Consider the following 18,795-nt stretch of genomic DNA (forward strand, 5'->3'; position numbering starts at 1 on the left):
ATGCAGCGGCAAGCCGCTGCATAGAGCACAAATTGCGCAAGCGCAATTCGGATTCCGGCGCAAGCGCCGGAATGAATTCCGTAAACGGAATTCTGAACGGAACGCAATTCGCGCAAGCGCGAATTGTGGGAGTCCCCGCAAGCGGGTCCTCCTAGGCTGGCTACGGGGTGAGGGTGCATCACGTGCGGGCCTGTGTAGGGCTTGGGAATCCTAGCCAGTACCCCGACAACGAATGTGACGGGCCGTCGGTCCGATTGGGTGCCGGCCCTACCGCAGTGACGGGCTCCGCTGCGCTCCACCCGAACCCATCCTCATCATCGAAAACCGACTACTCGCGTTCGCCAATACCCCGTCAGCCTACCCTATGAGCCATGCGTACGGGCGGGAATCAGACCATGTGTCAGCCTCAAGGGAGAACCTCTGATACCAACATGCATCACAACGCCTAGCTGTGTAGAGCTTGGGGTCGTCGGACACCACCTCTCTGATTGCGCGCCGCAGTCTGTGAAAAGGTGAAAAGGGCAATATCCAGGAACCTAAGGGCTGTCCCACTTCACCGAGGAATGATCAAATCGGTGAACTGTCCCACGGTTGGAACTCGGCCCCGGTTGAAGACGACAGCTACGAACACGACCACCACCGGCAGCAGAGGGATGAGGGCAGCCTCGGGCAATCCGAGTACGGCCGCACCAGCCATCACCAGTACGACGGTAAGCCCCACCACGACCCCTCGGATCCGCTCCCTCGGTGCGGCTGGAACCACATCGGCGAATTGATCTGCGTCGAGGAGGTCGTCGATACGCCCCTCGGCGTAGCGTTCGGCAATTGTCAGCAGCATCACGGTGAGGTCTTCAAGGGCGCGGCCTGGGTCGGAGTCCTGCCGGGCTTCGGCCTTCCGTAGCGCGCCCACTACCAGTGCGGCATGTGCCTTGAACTGGTGCTCGTTGTGCCGTCTGGCTCTGGCGCGACGGGTGCGGTGAGCCCTCCAGATGGCGCGCTCGACCGGTTGAACGGAGACTCGCGGGATCTGGCAGTCCGGCTGGGTTTCCTCCCACCGGCGGAGAACGACCGCGCACTGGGCTGCGACCGTCAGCAGGGCAACGACCGGCCAGCAGCGTCGATCCTCCGCGCGGGCACTCTCCCTGTCCGCGTACTTAGTGAGGCCCTCGAGGTCGTAGGCGGAAAGTGTCGCGCCCCTGCCAGAGCCGATGAGGTTCGTACTCTTGATGAGCCGCACTTCAGCGGTCAGGATCAAGGCCCAGAACAGGAGCTTCGTGACCCTGCCGATCGCGGAAGAGTCCCAAGGGAGGACCGCCGTCGGTAGAGCCGCGAAGCCGCTGAGCAGTTCCTGTACCAAGCCGGACTGTGGTCCCGGATCGGCGCTCCACCGCAGATGCTCCCAGTCGGCCATGTCCTCGACGTGCAGCACGATGAACAGCAGTACGGCAAACCGGAGTGTCTTGATCGACCCTGCTACAGGCAGAGCGCGCCACCAGCGCACGACGTACGAAGGCGCCAATCCGTTACCGCCAACACGATCGTGGATTCGAGGCGGCAGCAGCAGCATCTGAGTCAACAGTGGAGCAGCGCGGCGCACCCCCGAGTCGGCGCGCCAGCGCTCGAAGCGCTCCCAAGAAGCAGACCCCCAGCGCTGAATCGGTCCAGGAATGAGGAGCAGAAGCATCCCGACCAGGACCAACCACGGGGAAAGCACGCCGACAAGAGCGATCGTAAACACGGGGACAGTCTCACGCACCCACCGACAGCCGGGCTTCGAATTCGACGAATCCAGCACAGTCCCGACGTTCACTCGGTGTGCCGTTTCTTCAGGTGAACCCGTGCCCGCGATCGGGTGAGGGGCCGTCATGACCGCTGTGTGCGGCGAGGGGCGGCTGCTACACCACGTCCTGTGATGATCTCCCTGATGCGGCGTGGTCTGCCCGCGCTCGCCCTCGCCGCCCTGCCCCTGCTCGCGACGTCGTGCCCCGCTGGCGCCGTGATGGTGCCCACGCCGGTGGAGGAGCTGCCCTTCACCTCCTACGCCCCGGCCCAGCCTCCCGCCGGCGCACCCAGTGTCCGGATGGCGCTGCCGCTGTTCGATGCGATCGACCGGCTCCCGGTCGCCGCAGAACACCGCGAGGGCTACCAGCGAACCCTGTACAAGCACTGGAACCGCGGCCTGAACGCCACCGACGGCTGCGACACCCGCCGAGAAGTCATCCTCGCCGAGGCTGTCGAAGCACCCGCTGTCGCGGCCGGCTGCAAGCTCACCGGAGGATCGTGGCGCAGCGCCTACGACAACCTGGTGGTGACAGACGCAGGCCGACTCGACGTCGACCACTTCGTGCCGCTGGCTGAGGTGTTCGACTCCGAGCAGACACCGTGGAGCGCGGAGCGGCGCGAGGCCTATGCGAACGACCAGGACAGCCCCGACACGCTGATCGCTGTCTCGGCCGCCTCCAACCGGTCCAAGTCAGACAAGGACCCCGCACAGTGGATGCCCACCGACGGGACCTACCACTGCACCTACGCCGCGACCTGGGTCGCGACGAAGCTCCGCTGGGACCTGGCCGTCGACGAGAACGAGCGCCAGGCGCTCCTCGGGACCGCGGAGGACTGCGGCGACACCACTGTCACCTACACACCCGCCCCGTAACCCCGGCCCGGGACGTTGGTGCAGGGCGTAGACGGCCTGGCAATGCCCCCGGGTCTGGCGCCTGCTGAAGGGGTTCCCCCACTACTCCTGCTGCGCCTCCCACCAGATGCGACGTGCGGCGAGATGTCGAGGGGCCAGATGTTCAATTGTCCGAACAAGGGAGCCGATAGACGTTCATCCTTGGGGCATGACGCAGTTCGTCGCCTTGTCGGCGCCACACAGCACGCAGAGGATCACGTCACTCACGCGACGGGAAGCCTTCGAGTATCTCAACGGCGATGGCAGACCTTGGTGGGGTCGGCTCAACGAAGTCGTTTTTCTGCAGTCACTGTATGACCTGGATGCTCTCGGCTCGACAAATTCACGGTTCAGAACCGCACGCGAAGAAATCACCCAACACAGAATAAGAAACGAAAACGACTGGCCTGACGACTGGGTTTTCAGCTATCCGAATTTTCGGATTTCGGATGGCACTGATGATGACTTTCTCGCGTTTTTGGCGCGCTTCGTGCACCCGGAGACGCAACCAGACGGTGATCACTCATCTCGGCATGTAGAACAGTTGAATCGCATCCTGGGGCCGGATGGCTGGGCCCTGCGTCCCTTCGAGTACCTCTCGGGTCGCCCCATTTACACACCAGCTGCTGTTCAAGCCACCGAACCGTTGGTTGCACTGCCGCTGGGGGACGATGACGCCGGCAAGCTCGACCTCGTTCTCGGGCAGACCTACGGTCTGCTCGACAGGGAAGGTGAAGATGCCGCCCGCGACCTGGTGCGCATGTCTGTTTTGACACTGCGCCATGACGGCGGTTTCTTCCACCCCATGGCCGGTAACTCGTGGACGGACGCCACCTACGAAGCCGTCCTCACAGTGCCTTCTGTGCTGCTTCCGTCGTTTACTGCGACGATCACCGACACGATTTGGGCACGGCTGCAAACCGTCCTCGCCCGCCTTCAGCGCGCAGACATCCAGTCGCTCGTGGTCGACGGCGATCCCGGTCCGTTGCCGTCGGTATCAGAAGATTGGAGGGATCAGGCAGCCGAGCATGACGCTCCCATGTCGAGGCGCCTGCGTATCCTTCTTCCCACAACGGAGTTCAACGTCACTGAACAGGACTTCTCGGACCTAGAAATCCGTGGTGAGGACTTTCCCTACTTCTACGACACCCGCAAGGCTCGGCTGATCACCGATTTCCTCCTCGACGACCGGCCGCGCGTCGCCACGTTGTGTCAGGTCACCCTCATCAACAAGGACAGCGTCCTTTCACCCAGAATAAAACTGTGGAAGAAGGACAAGACCAAGGCTGCGAAGACTGCGCTTTTTGAAACCATTCCCGGCACCGAGACTTCTCACGTAGTGAAAGCCCTCGTCGACATCAAGGATGCCCACGAAAATTTCTGGAAGGTCATCAACTTCCTACAGGGCTGCTCCGGAATGGAATTCCCCGAAAGCAGTCGGCGGCTGGTCGTCGACGACGAAGCCGAGTTGGTCAGGCTCCTGGCCGGCCAGGAGCGCACGACGCTCCTGGAAGCCGTCAAGAGCGTCATCGGGGGTGGCCTCACCGAGGAAGACATCCGGCTGATCAGCAATCGCAAGGCGCAACTCCAGCGATTTCACAGTGAGCCTTTTCCATCTTGATCAGGTGGCGAGTTCGAGGGCGATGACGGCGCGGACGACGGTGGTGATCCGGGTGGTGCTGCAACGGAGCTTCCGCAGGAGCCGCCAGCATTTGAGGGTGGCCATGGCTCGTTCGCCGAGGCTTCGGATCTTGGCGTGATCGCGGTTGTGACGCCGGCGCCAACCGCGCAGACCTTTGCCACGGAACGGGACGCGGACAGCAGGACCTGCGCCCTGATACGCCTTGTCCGCCCAGCACTTGATGCCATCGGCGGCGAGAGCGGCGGGAATGCCGTGGGTCCGGGCCGCGGTCAGATCGTGTACTGCCCCGGGCAGCGCGTCCGAAGCCCAGATCAGACGGCCGGCTGGATCCGCGAGTACCTGCACGTTCATCCCGTGGTGCTTCTTCTTCCCCGAGTAATACGGCTGGTCGGCAGCGATGCGGTCGATCGGCAGCACGGTGCCGTCGAGGATCACGTACGCCTTCCTCCGCACGGTCCGCATCGCCTGCTCCAGCGTTGGTGCCTGAGCGGCCAGGAGGTCGACGGCCTCGCGTATGTATCGGTAGACCGTCGCTATCCCGACGCGGAAACCTGCTGCAAGGCGGGCGTAGGTGTCGCCGCAGCGAAGGTGCGCCAAGACGAGCAGGGCTTGCCGGCCGCAGGTCAGGCGACGCCATCGGGAGCCGATTCGACGGCGGTGACCTGCGAGGAGACCGGAGAGGTGCTGCAGGGTGCGGCTGGACAGATCGATGCCGGACGGGTAGACAAGCACGCGAAGGCTCCTGGCGGACTGGTGATCTTGGTCGTGAACCCGTCTACCAGGGGCTTTCTTCATGTCCGCTGCCGGGGCCGCCCGTCTAACCTCCCGTCAGGTTGGAAACAGCTCAGTCTGCTGACCGACCAGGAGTACTTCGAGCAGGAGCGCAAAAGTGCGGCAGGCCCGGAGGCCGTGTGGCAGAAGCTCTTCGAAGAGAATCCTTGGATCTTCGGCTACGGTCTCAACCTCGTCGCCTGCGAACCGTTGAACGGCGGGAAGCTGGAGCGGTTCACAACCGGGGCCAACATCTTCACCGGCGCCGGGAAGCGCAGTGACGCTGTCATGCGCTCCAAGGGATTCATCAGCAGCCTGCTGCTCTGCGAGATCAAGACTCATCTCACGCCTCTGCTGGCAGCCACACCGTACCGGCTTCCGGACGTCTACCAAGTATCCAAGGAAGTTGTCGGCGCCGTGGCGCAGGTGCAGAAGACCGCGCACAAGGCCCTTCGTCAGGTCGCAGGTGAGCTGCACACGCTCTACGAAGACAGTGGCGCCCCGACCGATATCGAGGTCGCCACCGTCCGCCCCAAACAGGTGCTGGTGATCGGAAATCTTCGTCAGCTCACGGAACGCAATGCGGGTAACCCTGAGAAGATCGCCTCTTTCGAGCAGTACAGGCGATCCGTCCAGGACGTCGAGGTCATCACGTTCGACGAACTCTACGAACGGGCCTGCTTCATCGTCGGTGACCGCTGAGGCAGGTCACCGTACGAGTGAGAGGGCAGGGCGTGCGGGCGCGCTCTTCTGCTCGCCGCCTCGGAAGCTGATGGGGGCGAGGCCGAAGACGTAGTGGTTGAGCTCTTCGGGGTAGATGTGCACTGCTTTCGCCAGTTCGCTGACGGGGACTTTGTCCGCTCGTAGCGCTTCGAAGACCTTGGAGATCAGCTTGCTGTTCTCCCGGACCATGGTGGAGCCGGGTTCGCCTTTGCGGTAGCCGAGTTGCGCAAGCTGCTTGGCGGTCTGCTGGAAACGCCATTCGGAGAGGAGCTGCAGGGTCCGCAGGCGGTAGGAGAAGGCCATCGCGGATACTCCCCAGCGCCTCTTTGCGCTCAGTATGCGCTCGACTGAGGCGTTGTTGACTTGCTGGGCGAGCATGCCTGCCTTCGGCATGAGGAAGGCGGAGGCGAAGGCGTCGGCGGCTGTCTCGGCGGCAGGGCCGCGGGGAGTTTGGTAGCCGCTGTGGAGGACGAGGTGGCCCAGTTCGTGGGCGGCGTCGAAGCGGCCTCGTTCCCCGGTCTTACGGGTGTTGAGCAGGATGTAGGGGGTGCCGTGCCGGGTGGTGGAGAAGGCGTCCGCGTCCAGGCAGTCGGGGGCGAGGGAGAAGACGCGTACCCCGTGCGCTTCGAGGAGGTGGACCATGTTGGGGGCCGGCGCTTCGCCAAGGCCCCAGTCGGCGCGGACCTGCTCGGCCGCAGTCTCAGGCGTCAGGTCACCGTAGGTGGGGACATCTGGTTCGGGGAGGGTGAAGTGCTCTTCGAGCCAGTGGTTCAGGGTGGCGGCGATGGAGCCGCAGCTGAGAGCGCTGTCGCGTTCAGCTGCGCTCATCTTCGAGGGGGCGCGGAAGCTGACGGCGCCGGGGACCATGTCTGGAGCTGGTGGCGCGTAGAAGAAGGACATGGGGAAGCGGAGGGCCGCGGCGAGTGAGGAAAGTGTTTCCTCGGACGGGGTCTTGCGTGCATTCTCGAACGCCGTGATGCTCTGGGCAGAGAAGCCCGATTCGCGGGACAGTGCCGCGAGCGTCATGCGCCGTCGTTTGCGTGCGAGTACCAGTCTTTCGGGGGTGAACACTTTCCCCAGCTCCCGTCGTGCTTAGTCGGTCTTCCTGACCTCGAAGTCCAGGTCGTCGCCGTCGTCGGGCGCGTCCAGGAGGGCGATGTCGAGGCCCGGGTCGGTGCGGATGAAGAGTGGAATGCGCTCACTCCACTCGTTCACGTATTTTCCCTCCATTTTCTTGGGGAGGGAAAGTTCTGCGGACAGCTTGCCTTCTGCGTTTCGTTCATAGAGCAGGAACCACAGGGGCATGGAGTCGAGTTCGCCGCCGAACTCGACTTCATCGCGGGAGCTGAAGACTCCCTGGCCGCTGCGTTCGTACTTCGTGTTGTTCTCGACCAGCTGCGCCATGACCCGGCCCTTGGGGTTCTTGGAGCGGACCGAGCAGTCGAGGTCGGCGACGCCTCCTGAGCCGCTGACGGCGGTGATGGCGTGGCTCCCCGAGGGGTGGACGACGCGCAGGATGCTGTCTCGTGCGGTGTACTTCCAGATCGGATCCCGATTTGCCGGGTCAGTCAGGTGTTCTGCGAGGAACCGGTTGGTCCTGCTCCAGAACGTGATGCCTGCCATCGCCGGCGCGTCGAACTCGGTGCACATCTTGGCCTCAGCAACGGCCCGGTCCAGCACACCTTCGAATAGCTTCTTGTCCACGCCGAGCTGCTTGAGCCGGGTGGCAACCTCGTGCGCTTCGCTGCCAGTCACTACATCCCCTCCCAGGGTCGGTTTCAAGGACCGTACCTGGTATGAGGGCTGTTTTTTGAAACCTTGGCGATCATTGCACGCCTGTTCGAATTTGTCATGTCGGGCGTCGCTCTAGATGGACGGGCCCACCCGCACAGCTCTACGCATCACTGAGCTGCGAGGGCGACGACGGCGACCAGGACCGCGACAGCCGCGACGAAGACGCCGGCGAACGAGCCCGCGACGCCCAGGGGCTTCTCCAGGCGGGGGTGGCGGTGGGTGACATACGCCAGGCCGACCAGGACAAGCCCCGACACGAGGACCAGGAGCAGTGCGACGAACAGGACAAGGGCGAAGACGATCAGGGTGGTCGTGGGCACGACGGTTCTCGTTTCGGTGAGGCGCTCGGGCTGAGCGCGGGGTCACAGCCCGCGCTCCGGGACCGCTCAATCGGTCCGACCGGCCACGGTCGGGGCGTAGAGCGGGCTCACAGACGTTGGGTTGCGGGGTGGTGGGCTGCACGATGAAGGAGGCGCCACCAAGCGGCGCAAGCCCTGTCGGTATCGCATCTCAGGCGGCACAGCGCGGCGGTCCGCGCTCCTCGCTCACTAGGTAGCCCGCCGGTGTCACTCATCGGTAAGGGAGTCAGAGACCTCGCGGTGGTCGGCCGGCCCGGCAGGCCAGCTGCGGCTTTGCGCCGCCGACGACGGTCCGGGACCCCTCTCACCTCTTCACGGCTATCGCGTGAAAGAGGTGTCGGTGTGCAAGATCGGCTTGCCCATAGGGTCTGACCTGGGGAAACGATGCGATCTTGAAAAGTGGGGTTCACACCTCCGGTCCTACCTCCGGTGCAACCCTGAATCCCCCTATGGAGACAACGATGGGAGCAACCGTGGGTGCAACCCCCCGCGGGCCCATGAGACGCCTCAGAGCCGGGCCGGTCCTGGGCTTGCCCGCCTTGCTTGCGGTGCTCTCTCTCGCGGGTGCGAGGTTGCGGAATCGGGCCCTGGCTGCGGCCTGGGTCGTCATCCTTGGCTCATGGAGGACTTCGAGTTCGACTGCTGGAGTTGCTGGGAGACCAACGTGCTCCAGGGCCGCCCCAAGGGCTTCTGGACGACGACGCACTACGAGCTACCCAGCCAGTGGGACTGCTGGTCATGCGGTGCCAGCAACACCACACCCGACGACTATTGACCAGGCAGATGCCCTGTGCGGTACGCGGGCGCACCCTGGGGGTATGAGCGTGCCGATAGTGATCCACCGACCGTCTGTGACCGGGGGCCGGCGGGTCACCATCCAGGGTCAGATCGTCGGCCTGGCCCACGACGACCACGACGTGGTCGAGTTTCTACGCCGGGCCGGCCTGCCCGACTCCGAGCAGCTGCTCGACGACCCGGTGTGGGTGCAGTGGCGGGGCGGTCGGGCGCACCGGTACGAAGCGGCGTAGGTCCGCCTGTTAGGCGGGCGGGGTGCTGGTGCCCAGGACGCCGCGGGCGCGGAGCTGGTCAAGCGTGTCAAGGCCGCCCGGCCGGTACAGCGGGGCAGCCTCGATGTCGGCCTGGGTGGCGCGGACCCGCCGGGTGGCGGTCGTGCCCGGCGGGGTGGCCTGTGGCTGCGCTTGAGGGCCGTGTCCCAACGGTCTGCGCGGTGTGCTCATAGCTGGTGATCGTATGGTCAACGGCTCGAGGCGCAGGGTGCGTTGTCGGTGCTCGCCGCTAGGGTCCCGGGATGACTACCTCAGAGGACACGCGACCCGTTCCGCCGCTCGGTTGGTGTGCCGAATGCATCCGTGAAGCGAGTTGGGTTCGTGCTGTGACGACGTGGCAGGGGACCGCCCTCTGCGCACAGCACTTGATTTTTGTTCACGGCATAGGGGACATCGACATCGAGGAAGAGAATGCCCCTCTCGGCAAGCCTCAGGCGGTTCTGGACGCTTTGCGGAGGGGCATTCATTCGCGAGGCCGTGTAGCTGGTTTCTAGTAATCCAGGTCCAGGTAATCAATATCGTTGATGGCGACGTCTGAGATTCCGAGGGCGCGGTTTCCGCCGTCCTGGAAATAGACGTCTTTGAATCCTTCGGCGATGATTCCGCGCATCTGCTGGTCGCTGGCGCCGGTGTTGCGGGCGTCGAAGAGACGTTGCGCGTACGTCGGGGGAAGGTGCACGGTGAGGCGCCGGAACCGTCCGTCGTCCGTCGTACCAACCGCAGCGGAGTAGCCGAAGCGGGCCCTGGTCTCCACGGTGATGCCGCCCGAGGCAGCGGCCTGCTTCTGCCGGCGCTTGCGGACCAGCGGCTGCCAGCGGGCCCGGACCGCGTCGTCGATTTTCGCGGCGACGTCGACCCGGGCATGCTTGCGGGCACCGCGCCGGTAGCGGTTCACGCTGTCGGCGGTGACACCGAGCTCCTGCGCCACCGCCTTCGCGCTGCCGAGCTGCTTGAGCAAAAACCCGATCTGACCCTTGAGAGTCTTGGGCGGGTCCTTGGTGAACGCCTCGCGGTCGGCGCGTTCGATCGCGTCGTCGATCTCCCCCACGGGGCTACTCCCCTTCGTCCAGGACGGCGTCGCCGCCCTTGATGTGGCGGGCCGGGTTCAGGCCCTTCTCCATCAGGTCGACCGCCCACAGCATCGACTGCACGCCCTCCAGCTTCGCCAGACCCGGTGTCGGCCCGAGACGGAACCCGCCCGGCTGCGGCTTCCCCGAGGTGGCGTAGGGAAGGAAGTCCAGAGGCGATTCACCCGGGCTCGGGTAGACGACGCAGTCCGACAGGACGGCCAGCGGGTACAGGCCGGTCAGCTTGACCATGTTGTTCAGCTTGCGGTGCATGTTGACCCGGGCCTTGGAGATGACCGCGGCCCGGATGTCCGGACGCCACGTCGGCCGCGCCAGGGCCGGCCACGTCTCACCCTGCTTGTAGGACTTGCCCTGGGGACGCTCACGGAGCTTGCCGACCCCGCCCTTGACCGTGGCCTTGATGGCGGACAGGACGGCGGCCAGCGCCGGATCGGCCTGCTTGTGCTGCTCCATCGCGGCGAGGAACTCGGCGTCCGACAGGTCCTTGGTGACACCGAGGTCGGCGAGGGTGTCGACGTACGCGGTGCGCAGCCGGTCGTGCCAGGGGTCCAGGTACGCGCCGGTCTCCCGTCGCAGGTACGCCTCGATCGGGGTGACGTTGTGGCCGAGCTCCTGGGCGTAGGCGACGGTGTGCGTCTGGTACCAAGCCGGGCCCGTCGGGCGGGAGCCGTCCGGCATGAACGGGGACGGCAGGCGCGGGTCCAGGTCGATGTGGGAGAGGTCGACGAGCCACGAGCCGGGGATCTTCGGGTTGAACGTCGGGGCGTGGAAGTGGTCGGGGCCGCTAAGGCCGACGACCAGGCGGGCCGCGGCGGCGAGGAACGCTGTGTTCAGGTCGAGGCCGACCGCGAACGGCAGCGTGCACTCCTCATCGGACAGCGTCTGAACCGGCCGCACCCACTGGTACGCCTCTTCGTTGAGGAAGCCGCCGGTCCAGCCACTGCTGACGACGACGGGGTGTTCCGGGGTGGCCTCCGGCGGCGCAGGATCCATCGGCTCCGTCCCGAGCGAGCCCGCGTTGTGGCCGGAGACCCAGTTCCCGGTCTCCGGGTCCTGCACGGCCTTCGTCGGCGGGCGCATGGCGGTCATCAACTCGAGGCCGGAGACGGCGGTGGAGCCGCGCGGGGTGGTGACCCGGGCGGCGTAGGTGCCCAGGACGCGGGCGATGTCGGCCGGCTCCATGTCCGCGACCCCGGGCCAGGAGCGTTCGTCGAGGGCGTCCCAGGACAGGATCGCCAGCTGCACGCACTGCCGGTCGCGGCCCTGCGCTTTGCGGTAGATGCGGGCCCACGGGCCGAACCCTCGCTGAGTCAGCTGCCACTTCGCCTTGACCACCTGCTTGACCACCGGATGATCCTCGGGCAGACGCAGGGAACGGCGCTGCTCATGGCCATCCAGGCGCTCCGGCAGCCCCAACTTCACCGCCGCGGCGGCGGTGAGGACGATCAGGGGGTCGGAGTCCTTGCCGTAGCGGTTGAGCTTGCCAGCGCCGAGACCGGACTCGCGCAGGGTCCACTCCACCAGCTCCGGCACCGTACTGGCAGGGCAGTCCAGAACAATCCCGTCGACACCGAAGGCGGAGCCGTCGCCGTCCAGCACGGCGAGCGGACCGTGCGGGAACCGCGGATCCACGGCCGGGGCCGCGGCTTTCTTCGCCGCCGGACGACGGGACGACGTCGCCGGACGCCCGACCGGGATGGCAGGGGCGGTCGGAACCTCCACGGGGGCTGCGGCCTCCACCTCCGGCTCAGGGGCGGCCGGGCCGGTGAACGTCTGCGGCACCGGCGCCTGTGGCGCGACCGCCGGGGCCGGGGCGGCGGGTGCTTGATGGGCGGGGTACTTCGCCGCCCACCCGTTCAACAGCCGCTGATACGCCTCCAAGCGCGGCGACTTCGGCTCGCTCCGGCCGTTCTCGTAGTTCTTCACCGTCTGCGTCGTCGATTTCAACGCCTGCGCCAGACGGGCCTGGGTGATACCGGCGGCCTCACGCAGCCGGGCCCGCTCCGCCGGCGGCGGCAACTGCGGCTCCTCCGCCAACAGTGCGTCAATGTTCGCGAACAACTCTTCCTCAGATGCCATCACTACCTCCACCTCGAACACTAGCATTACTTAGCCCAATTTTTTAACCCGTTCATTAACCAAATCACGGATGAGTTCATGGGCTGATGGTGAGCTGAGCGGCGCCTGGTGCGGGCGCGTAGCGGCGGGTGGGCAGGCAGTGGATGGCGCGGTCGACTCCGGCGAGGAGGTCGGGGACGGGGATGCCGTAGTGGGCGGACAGCAGGTCCACGTCGGTGAGGGTCCATACGGCGGTGCCGGCCTGCTTGCGGCTGATCTGAGGCTGTCTCAGGCCGAGGCCCCGGGCGAGGTCGGCCTGGCGCTCGCCGGTCATGCGCATCAGGGCGGCGACCGTGAGCCGCAACGTCTGCTCTGTACTGGGCATATACGTACTCCGCATCAGGTATGCGCTGCGGCTGGGGTTCCGCTCCGACCCTGGGTGTGCAGGGCCCCATCGACAAGATCGCCCATGCGGGCCACTGGGCGACGATCTCCACCCTGGTCAACCCGGAGGGCTTCGGGGTGGAGATCGTCGGCGAGCGAGGCGCGCAGCGGGCTTCGCGGGCGTCTGGCGACGGAGATCTGTAGGGTCCCGCGGCTCGTGTCGGACGCCGAGGCTGTGACCTGCGGCCCCGCCCGCCGTCTCACCCTGTGTCGGACGCGCAGCGTCTCAGCTCCGTGTCGGAAGTCGATGGCGGCGCCGGACGCTTGCGGCGGCTCGACCCGCTTGACCCGTCTCAACGAAGTGTGACCGCTCGCTGCTGGACTCCACATCAGGTGAAACGCATGGTGAGCCTCTTGTCCGGCGCGTTCGACTCGTCTTCCGCGGCAGCTCGGACCAGGACGGACGCGATCGCCTCGAACGCTTCATCGCCCATGCGGCCACGACTGACTGCAGCGTTCTCCCAGACGATCTCGACCGGGCGCTCGACATCCCTGCTCAGACGGTCCCACAGGGCGCTCAGGTTGTACCCGTAGTACGAACCGAAGTCCAGAGGCCCGGCAAGAACCCGGTGCAGGTCCGCCTGGCTTCCGATGTGTGCCCCGTCAATGGCGACCCGCATGCTCCTCCACCCCTTCTGCCAGCCAAGCGACCCTACGAAACCCCCGGCACCCCTGCAGGCACCGCGCCCCGCTGAACTGTGGTGTCTCACGGTCGATGTCGGATCCGACTTCCGTCCGACATCGACCGGGAGATTCCGACACGAAATTTGAGACCCTACAAGATCGTCGCCTCAGGTCTTGCTCATGTCGACGAAGCGGCTGTAGTGGCCTTGGAAGGCGACGGTGATGGTCGCGGTCGGTCCGTTGCGGTTCTTGCCGATGATGAGGTCGGCTTCGCCGGCTCGGGGTGATTCCTTGTCGTAGGCGTCCTCGCGGTGCAGCAGGATCACCATGTCGGCGTCCTGCTCGATGGATCCGGACTCGCGCAGGTCGGAGACGACGGGCTTGTGGTCGGTGCGCTGTTCGGGGCCGCGGTTGAGCTGGGACAGGAGCACGACGGGGATGTTGAGTTCTTTGGCGAGGAGTTTGAACTGGCGGCTCATCTCGGAGACCTCGACCTGCCGGTTCTCTGCCCGGCGGCCGGTGGACTGCATGAGCTGGAGGTAGTCGACGGCGATGATGTCGAGTCCGCCGCGTTGCTGGAGGCGTCGGCAGTGGGCCTTGATCTGGGTGGCGGTGAGGCTGGCGTCTTCGAAGATGTGCAGGTCGGCTTCTTCCAGGCGCTGGACGCTGCGGCCGAGGCGGGCCCAGTCCTCTTCGCTGAGGTCGCCGGTCTGCATTTTATGGAAGCCGACCTTGGCGTCGGCGGACACGATGCGTTCGTGGATGTCGTCGCCGCCCATCTCGAGGCTGAACAGGGCGCCGGAGTAGTTGTGCTTGATGGTGGCGGCGCGCAGGAAGTCCACGGCGAGGGTGGACTTGCCCATCGCGGGGCGGGCGGCGACGACGATGACCTGGCCGCCGTGGAAGCCGTTGGTCAGGGCGTCCAGGTCGACGAGGCCTGTAGGTACGCCCCGGGTGACTTCGCCGCGGCTGCGGGCTTCGAGACGGTCCATCAGGGATGCGGAGCGCTCACGGGGGCGGAAGCTGGCGGTGTCGTCCTTGATGTCGACGGCGGCGTTGAATTCGGCGCCGGCCGCGTCGGCGGCCTCGTCGGCGTCGCCGTCGCCGTATCCGAGGTTCATGATTTTTGTGCCTGCTTCGACCAGGCGGCGCTTGCGGGCGAGGCCGTGGACGATGGCGGCGTAGTAGGTCGCGTTCGCGGCGCTGGGCACGGCCTGGACGAGGGTGTGGAGGTACGGGGCGCCGCCGGCCCGGGTGAGGTCGCCGCGCTTGACCAGTTCGGCCGCCACGGTGATCGGGTCGGCGGGCTCCCCGCGCCCGTACAGGTCCAGCACGGTCGCGAACACGATGGCGTGAGCGGGCTTGTAGAAGTGGGCCGCAGTGAGGGTGTCGACGACTTCGCCGATCGCGTCCTTGGACAGCAGCATGGCGCCGACCACGCACTGCTCGGCATCGATGTCCTGCGGCGGCACCCGGTCGAAGCCACGCACGCCGGATCCGGCGTCGTGGTCGTAGTCATGCGAGTCGGTGAAGGCGCTGGCCTCTACGGTGGTCACGTGCACTCCTGATCGGTCAGAGCTGGCAGGGGGCGCAGCGGGGCGTCCGGTGCAACGGACGCCCCGCACGCATGTGGGGGCAGGCCGCGGGTGGTCACCGCTGCTGTGCGGTGTCCATCCGGTCGATCTGGTCCGGAATGACGCCGGAACCCAGCACACCCGCAGCGTCGGCCCGCAGGAGCGCCGCTGCCTTGAGCCGGTTCTCCTCGGCCTCCGCCTCAGCCTGAGCAGACCGCATGGCCACGGACTGCCGGCGCGCCCTCGCCTCACTGCGCGGAGTCTTCTCGCCCTGGCGCCCCCGGGTCTTCCCAGACCCGATGAACGCACGCGCCGCCGCGATGGCCTCGTCCGGGACCTGCCGGGCGGAACGCTCAGCCCGTACGTCGTGGTCGTCGTCGGCCTGGCACGGCAGGCACTGCGCCGCGAAACGGTGCGGGTGATTCGGGCACGCGCCCTCGAGCGGAGGCCGCTGCCCCTGCCCGGAGACCGCAGCAACGTCTCCCCGCTTGAAGGCCGCGTACAGCGGCAGCCGCTTCAGCCGGGCCGGGATGACCCGGGGGTAGTGGCCACGGATTTTCTGACTCGTGCCGGTCATGTCCGTGAGGCGGGCTTCCAGTTCCTCACCGAGTGGCCAGCCCCAGCGCTTCACCGACTCGGCAACCAGGCGGGCGTACTTCGCGATGTCCTCGGCACCACACGCCCACCGCCCCGGCAGGTTCGCCAAGAACACCCCGGCCGCCTCGACCTCCGCATCACTCACGGCGATCTCCGCAGTGGCGGGGTTGTAGTTCTGCGCGATGCGCATGGTGTCCCCACCCGCCCCGACAGCAACCACCGACTCGGGAGTCGTCGACCGTGGGGGGACGGTAGGGGGGTTTACCAACCCACCGGGGGGGGTCCGGGGGGGGTCCGAAAGGGAACCGGGTTTTTCCGGATTCCGGCTCTGACCTGCGACAACGCGGTCTGAGCGAAAACGGGTTTTCCCCGGTTCCGCTTCGAAGCCGGGGAAAACCCGATTCCGGCTCTGACCTGGCGAAACAGGGTTTTCCCCGGTTTCCCTCGGGTCGGCCTGGCCCGAAACCAGGTTTTTCCCGATTTCGGCTCTGACCTGCGACAACGTCTCGGCCTCTGCTGCGGCGTGCTCGGGGTTCTTCGCCGGGTTCCGGAAGGCCCAGTAGCGCCACTGCGGGCGCTTCGACGCGTCGTTGTAGACCGACTTGCGCATCAGGTGCCCGGCCTTCGTCAGGCGCTTCGCGATGACCTCGAACCGGTCAACGCTCATCTTCCAGCCCAGCTGCTCCCGCATGCCGGCCGCGAGGTCCTTGGCAGTAGCGGCCGTATCCGGAGGAAGCAGCAACAGGTGGACAAGGACGCCAATGTCCTCGGGCTGAAGCCCAGGAGTCTCCGCAACGGGGCGAGTGACTGTCACATCGTCCGGAACTTCGTAGCCGCGGCCGAAGAGGGCTTCGCCGAACTGGTTCATGCGACACCCCCCGACGAAGGCATGGCAGTGCGGCTGGTGGGACCTGGGACAAGGGCGGTAAAGGCGGTCACGCTTACAGGTGTCGGCCCAGGCGTCTGTGTGGCGGTTCGGCCGGAAAAAGTTCCTCGAGCCGTAGTTGGAGGCCGGCGGCGCGGGCAGTACGGGCGGTGCATGTGGCGGATCTCCCCTTGTTAGGGGAGCCGTGACCAGCAGATGTGACCTGACAGGGGACCCAGATGGTGGCGATCCGCGACACGGTCCGCTTATTCTGGGTAGAGGTGACCACGCGGACCGAGAGGTCCACGGGCATCACCCCGGCAGGCGAGGTCACTCTCACTGCTCACGACTCGGGTTCCTGGAAGTTCGTCGAGTCGATCGCTAGGAAGCGGTTCCGTTGTGGCGACGGGACCGCTTCGGCGTTTCTAAGGCTTCATGGAGTACATCATCCCCCAAAAAGGCTCGCGATTAGAGCGGGCTGACGGGTCGTCGGCGGACATCCGAGCACGAGCCCTCATCGCCCCTCCCACGGTGCGGCGCCGAGGTGACCGACGTACGCAGCGGTGGCGTCATCTGAGCGCTTGAACCGGGGCCATCGCTCCCCGAGCGGGTCAGCGAGCTCGGCCTCACGGGTCCTTGCGATCAATGCGGTCGGGCCTTCAGTTCGCAGCAGCTTCAAGAGAGACGCCCACGTGAGTGCGCCAAAAGCATCCACGAGTCGGCTGGCCCCATCAGTCAACAGCGCCGCCTGCTGTACGCGCGCCAATTCCACGGAGCCAGCAATGGCCTCGTCAGCCGCCGCCGGATCGGTAGCTGCTACCCAGTAACCACCCGGCTTGTTGCGGAGTCGCCGTTGGACCGAGACGAGTTTCGACACTCGGCTGGCGTGCTCTGGAGTGCCGGTTGGCCCCTGCAACGCCTCTCGCATCTCCTCTGCTGCGACCTCCTCCACACGCTTGTCAACGATCGCCTTGATGCCGTCGGCACCCAGATCTATGACCAGCACGTTGTCAGAGAGGACGAGGTAGTCGAACGCGTCGCCTCGCTCGCGGACCATTGCCACGGTCGAAGCGGGTACTGCCTCCTGATCCAGCATGCACGAGTCGCGATGCAGGTCGTTGACGTCTGCGATTGCCCGTCGCAGGGCCTCTCGCAGAGAGACTTCTTGATCGCCAATCAGGTTGATGAGCTTGGCACCGAGCTGTCGAACGAACCAGGGCGTGCCGTGCACACATCCCATGGGGAGATCTGTAGGTGCGGACAGGCCGTCCAGCACGACGACCCCAGTGGGGCTCACGTGGACCGAGTCCTCGTTCGCGGCGCCCACACCTTGGGTCGATGCCATGGATACCTGCACTTCAGGAGCCTTCCGGGCGATAAAATGGTGTGACGCGCTTGCTGGAGATGATCTCCAGCGTGTCAGGGTCGAACGTGCTGGAAATGAGCGTCGAGAAGCGCTTTGCTTTCAGCTCACGATGCAGGTTGGTCAGCTCAGCGTTGAGCCAATGCACCACCCCGCCGGAACCGCGGGCGTGGATGCCGGCGATGTAGAGGAACGTTCCTTGTCCGTCGGGGCGCGGCAGCCGGCCGAAGTACGCTACGTCGCTGTTGCCGCCGACGTCCATGGCCGACCGGTAGATCTCACCGGTCTTTCGATCGGTCAGGAACCAACCGTCGTCGTCCTTGTCGAATCGAAGGTGCGGGTCGCTCTCGAGGATCTGCTCGATCAGGGGCGACAGCCGGGGCCCACAAATGACCACGAGGTTGTTGCGATTGAGCCGCACGTTTCCCCCGAGCGGGATTCGCTCGAAAGTGATCTCCAGCCCGACGTCCTCCGCTAGCTCGCGAAGGTGCTCGTAGGTCTGGAAGTCCTCAGTAGCAATCACTGGGCCCTGGACCCGCTTGTCCCGGCCATCGTGCAGCTTGCCGTGCTCCAACTTTTCGGCGAGAGCTACGACTACCTTGCCCGATCCGAGGAACAGTCGCTCAGGTGGAGCGCCCTTCGCGAGTTGGCTCACCCGCCCCTTGCTGATGCCGAGCTCCGTTGCCAGCTGGGTGCTGTTCAACTGGCCAACGCGCAGGGTCTCGTTCATGGCCTCATTGCGGACGACCTGCAGCTCAGCTCCGTAGTCCTGAGCCCGGCCGACAAGAACGTGCGCGGCTTTCGCCCGTACCAGGGGGTCGGACAGCTCCTTCAGTTGAGACAAGGTGACGTCGAACGTGGCGTCGAGCTGCTCCCTCAGTGAGGGATGCTCCTCGTTGAGCCGTTCCTGCTCCATGGCGCCTCCCTTCGTTGAGTCATGTTTACCCCATTAAACCGCGTCAGTTCAAGGTGGTTGACGCGTGGCGTGACGAGCCCTATGGTTTTCATAGCCGAGCGGTTTAGGGCGCTAAATCTCTCGGTTGCGTAAGCTATAACCCCAGCTCGGGCGCCCATAGCGTCACCGCACCACTGAACAACAGCAGGAGTCACGGCCTCTACGGGGGCGGCGGCAGTGGGGTGAGCCGAGCTCCC

General features: G+C 65.8%; 20 protein-coding genes. 6 read left to right on the forward strand and 14 right to left on the reverse strand.

Annotated features, from left to right (window positions below; genetic code table 11):
* Positions 1-553: 553 nt before the first annotated feature.
* Positions 554-1,738 carry a hypothetical protein gene (locus tag OHT61_RS32125; RefSeq protein WP_329033846.1) on the reverse strand — a complete coding sequence of 395 codons (1,185 nt, stop codon included), beginning with the start codon at positions 1,736-1,738 and terminating at the stop codon, positions 554-556.
* A gap of 174 nt (positions 1,739-1,912) precedes the next feature.
* On the opposite strand from OHT61_RS32125, the gene OHT61_RS32130 reads away from it, so the two are divergent.
* Together OHT61_RS32130 and OHT61_RS32135 are read left to right on the forward strand one after the other, a co-directional pair.
* Positions 1,913-2,656: an HNH endonuclease family protein gene (locus OHT61_RS32130; RefSeq protein ID WP_329043023.1), complete on the forward strand. Its 744-nt coding sequence runs from the start codon at positions 1,913-1,915 to the stop codon at positions 2,654-2,656.
* Positions 2,657-2,843: 187 nt separating this feature from the next.
* On the forward strand, positions 2,844-4,295 hold the full coding sequence (locus OHT61_RS32135; RefSeq protein ID WP_329033848.1) for a hypothetical protein: 1,452 nt from the start codon (positions 2,844-2,846) through the stop codon (positions 4,293-4,295).
* Here OHT61_RS32135 and OHT61_RS32140 read toward each other — a convergent pair whose 3' ends face one another.
* On the reverse strand, positions 4,296-5,027 hold the full coding sequence (locus OHT61_RS32140) for a transposase family protein (protein ID WP_329043549.1): 732 nt from the start codon (positions 5,025-5,027) through the stop codon (positions 4,296-4,298). It abuts the gene before it with no gap.
* Between OHT61_RS32140 and OHT61_RS32145 the strand changes: the two genes are divergently transcribed.
* The gene (locus OHT61_RS32145) at positions 4,926-5,789 is read left to right on the forward strand and encodes a Shedu immune nuclease family protein (RefSeq protein ID WP_329043473.1); all 864 of its coding nucleotides are present in this window, start codon (positions 4,926-4,928) and stop codon (positions 5,787-5,789) included. The two genes, OHT61_RS32140 and OHT61_RS32145, sit on opposite strands and share 102 nt — an antisense overlap.
* A 6-nt stretch (positions 5,790-5,795) precedes the next feature.
* On the opposite strand, the gene OHT61_RS32150 is transcribed toward OHT61_RS32145, so the two are convergent.
* From OHT61_RS32150 to OHT61_RS32160, 3 genes are all read right to left on the reverse strand, one after another.
* The gene (locus tag OHT61_RS32150) at positions 5,796-6,881 is read right to left on the reverse strand and encodes a helix-turn-helix domain-containing protein (RefSeq protein ID WP_329033853.1); all 1,086 of its coding nucleotides are present in this window, start codon (positions 6,879-6,881) and stop codon (positions 5,796-5,798) included.
* Positions 6,882-6,902: 21 nt separating this feature from the next.
* Positions 6,903-7,565, reverse strand: a complete 663-nt coding sequence (locus tag OHT61_RS32155) for a hypothetical protein (RefSeq protein ID WP_329033855.1) — start codon at positions 7,563-7,565, stop codon at positions 6,903-6,905.
* Positions 7,566-7,711: 146 nt separating this feature from the next.
* Positions 7,712-7,924 carry a hypothetical protein gene (locus tag OHT61_RS32160; RefSeq protein ID WP_329033856.1) on the reverse strand — a complete coding sequence of 71 codons (213 nt, stop codon included), beginning with the start codon at positions 7,922-7,924 and terminating at the stop codon, positions 7,712-7,714.
* A gap of 658 nt (positions 7,925-8,582) precedes the next feature.
* On the opposite strand from OHT61_RS32160, the gene OHT61_RS32165 reads away from it, so the two are divergent.
* The gene (locus OHT61_RS32165) at positions 8,583-8,738 is read left to right on the forward strand and encodes a hypothetical protein (RefSeq protein WP_329043475.1); all 156 of its coding nucleotides are present in this window, start codon (positions 8,583-8,585) and stop codon (positions 8,736-8,738) included.
* A 43-nt stretch (positions 8,739-8,781) separates the two neighbouring features.
* Positions 8,782-8,991, forward strand: a complete 210-nt coding sequence (locus OHT61_RS32170; protein ID WP_329043476.1) for a hypothetical protein — start codon at positions 8,782-8,784, stop codon at positions 8,989-8,991.
* Positions 8,992-9,000: 9 nt separating this feature from the next.
* Here the strand turns inward: OHT61_RS32170 and OHT61_RS32175 are convergent, their stop codons facing one another.
* The 4 genes from OHT61_RS32175 to OHT61_RS32190 all read right to left on the reverse strand — a co-directional run bounded on the left by OHT61_RS32175 (position 9,001) and on the right by OHT61_RS32190 (position 12,561).
* Positions 9,001-9,201, reverse strand: a complete 201-nt coding sequence (locus tag OHT61_RS32175; RefSeq protein ID WP_329043477.1) for a hypothetical protein — start codon at positions 9,199-9,201, stop codon at positions 9,001-9,003.
* A 319-nt stretch (positions 9,202-9,520) separates the two neighbouring features.
* Positions 9,521-10,078, reverse strand: a complete 558-nt coding sequence (gene tpg / locus OHT61_RS32180) for a telomere-protecting terminal protein Tpg (protein ID WP_329043478.1) — start codon at positions 10,076-10,078, stop codon at positions 9,521-9,523.
* A 4-nt stretch (positions 10,079-10,082) separates the two neighbouring features.
* Entirely contained in the window at positions 10,083-12,197 is a 2,115-nt protein-coding gene (gene tap / locus OHT61_RS32185; RefSeq protein WP_329043479.1) for a telomere-associated protein Tap, read from the reverse strand.
* Between the two features lie 76 nt (positions 12,198-12,273).
* On the reverse strand, positions 12,274-12,561 hold the full coding sequence (locus OHT61_RS32190) for an acyltransferase (protein WP_329043480.1): 288 nt from the start codon (positions 12,559-12,561) through the stop codon (positions 12,274-12,276).
* Positions 12,562-12,617: 56 nt separating this feature from the next.
* Here OHT61_RS32190 and OHT61_RS32195 point away from each other — a divergent pair, with 56 nt between their 5' ends.
* A complete protein-coding gene (locus OHT61_RS32195) occupies positions 12,618-12,764 on the forward strand; it encodes a hypothetical protein (protein WP_329043481.1) in 147 nt (48 codons plus the stop codon).
* Positions 12,765-12,949: 185 nt separating this feature from the next.
* Here OHT61_RS32195 and OHT61_RS32200 read toward each other — a convergent pair whose 3' ends face one another.
* The 5 genes from OHT61_RS32200 to OHT61_RS32220 form a co-directional block, all read right to left on the reverse strand.
* Entirely contained in the window at positions 12,950-13,240 is a 291-nt protein-coding gene (locus OHT61_RS32200; RefSeq protein WP_329043482.1) for a barstar family protein, read from the reverse strand.
* A gap of 171 nt (positions 13,241-13,411) precedes the next feature.
* A complete protein-coding gene (gene dnaB, locus OHT61_RS32205; RefSeq protein ID WP_329043483.1) occupies positions 13,412-14,800 on the reverse strand; it encodes a replicative DNA helicase in 1,389 nt (462 codons plus the stop codon).
* Between the two features lie 94 nt (positions 14,801-14,894).
* Positions 14,895-16,283 carry a hypothetical protein gene (locus tag OHT61_RS32210; protein WP_329043484.1) on the reverse strand — a complete coding sequence of 463 codons (1,389 nt, stop codon included), beginning with the start codon at positions 16,281-16,283 and terminating at the stop codon, positions 14,895-14,897.
* A 511-nt stretch (positions 16,284-16,794) separates the two neighbouring features.
* Positions 16,795-17,625 (reverse strand): hypothetical protein, encoded by an 831-nt coding sequence (locus OHT61_RS32215; protein ID WP_329043486.1) that lies wholly within the window; start codon positions 17,623-17,625, stop codon positions 16,795-16,797.
* Between the two features lie 13 nt (positions 17,626-17,638).
* Positions 17,639-18,559 (reverse strand): sigma-70 family RNA polymerase sigma factor, encoded by a 921-nt coding sequence (locus tag OHT61_RS32220; RefSeq protein ID WP_329043487.1) that lies wholly within the window; start codon positions 18,557-18,559, stop codon positions 17,639-17,641.
* Positions 18,560-18,795 lie beyond the last annotated feature (236 nt).

This window comes from Streptomyces sp. NBC_00178 (assembly GCF_036206005.1).
In the GTDB taxonomy this organism is placed as follows: Bacteria; Actinomycetota; Actinomycetes; order Streptomycetales; family Streptomycetaceae; genus Streptomyces.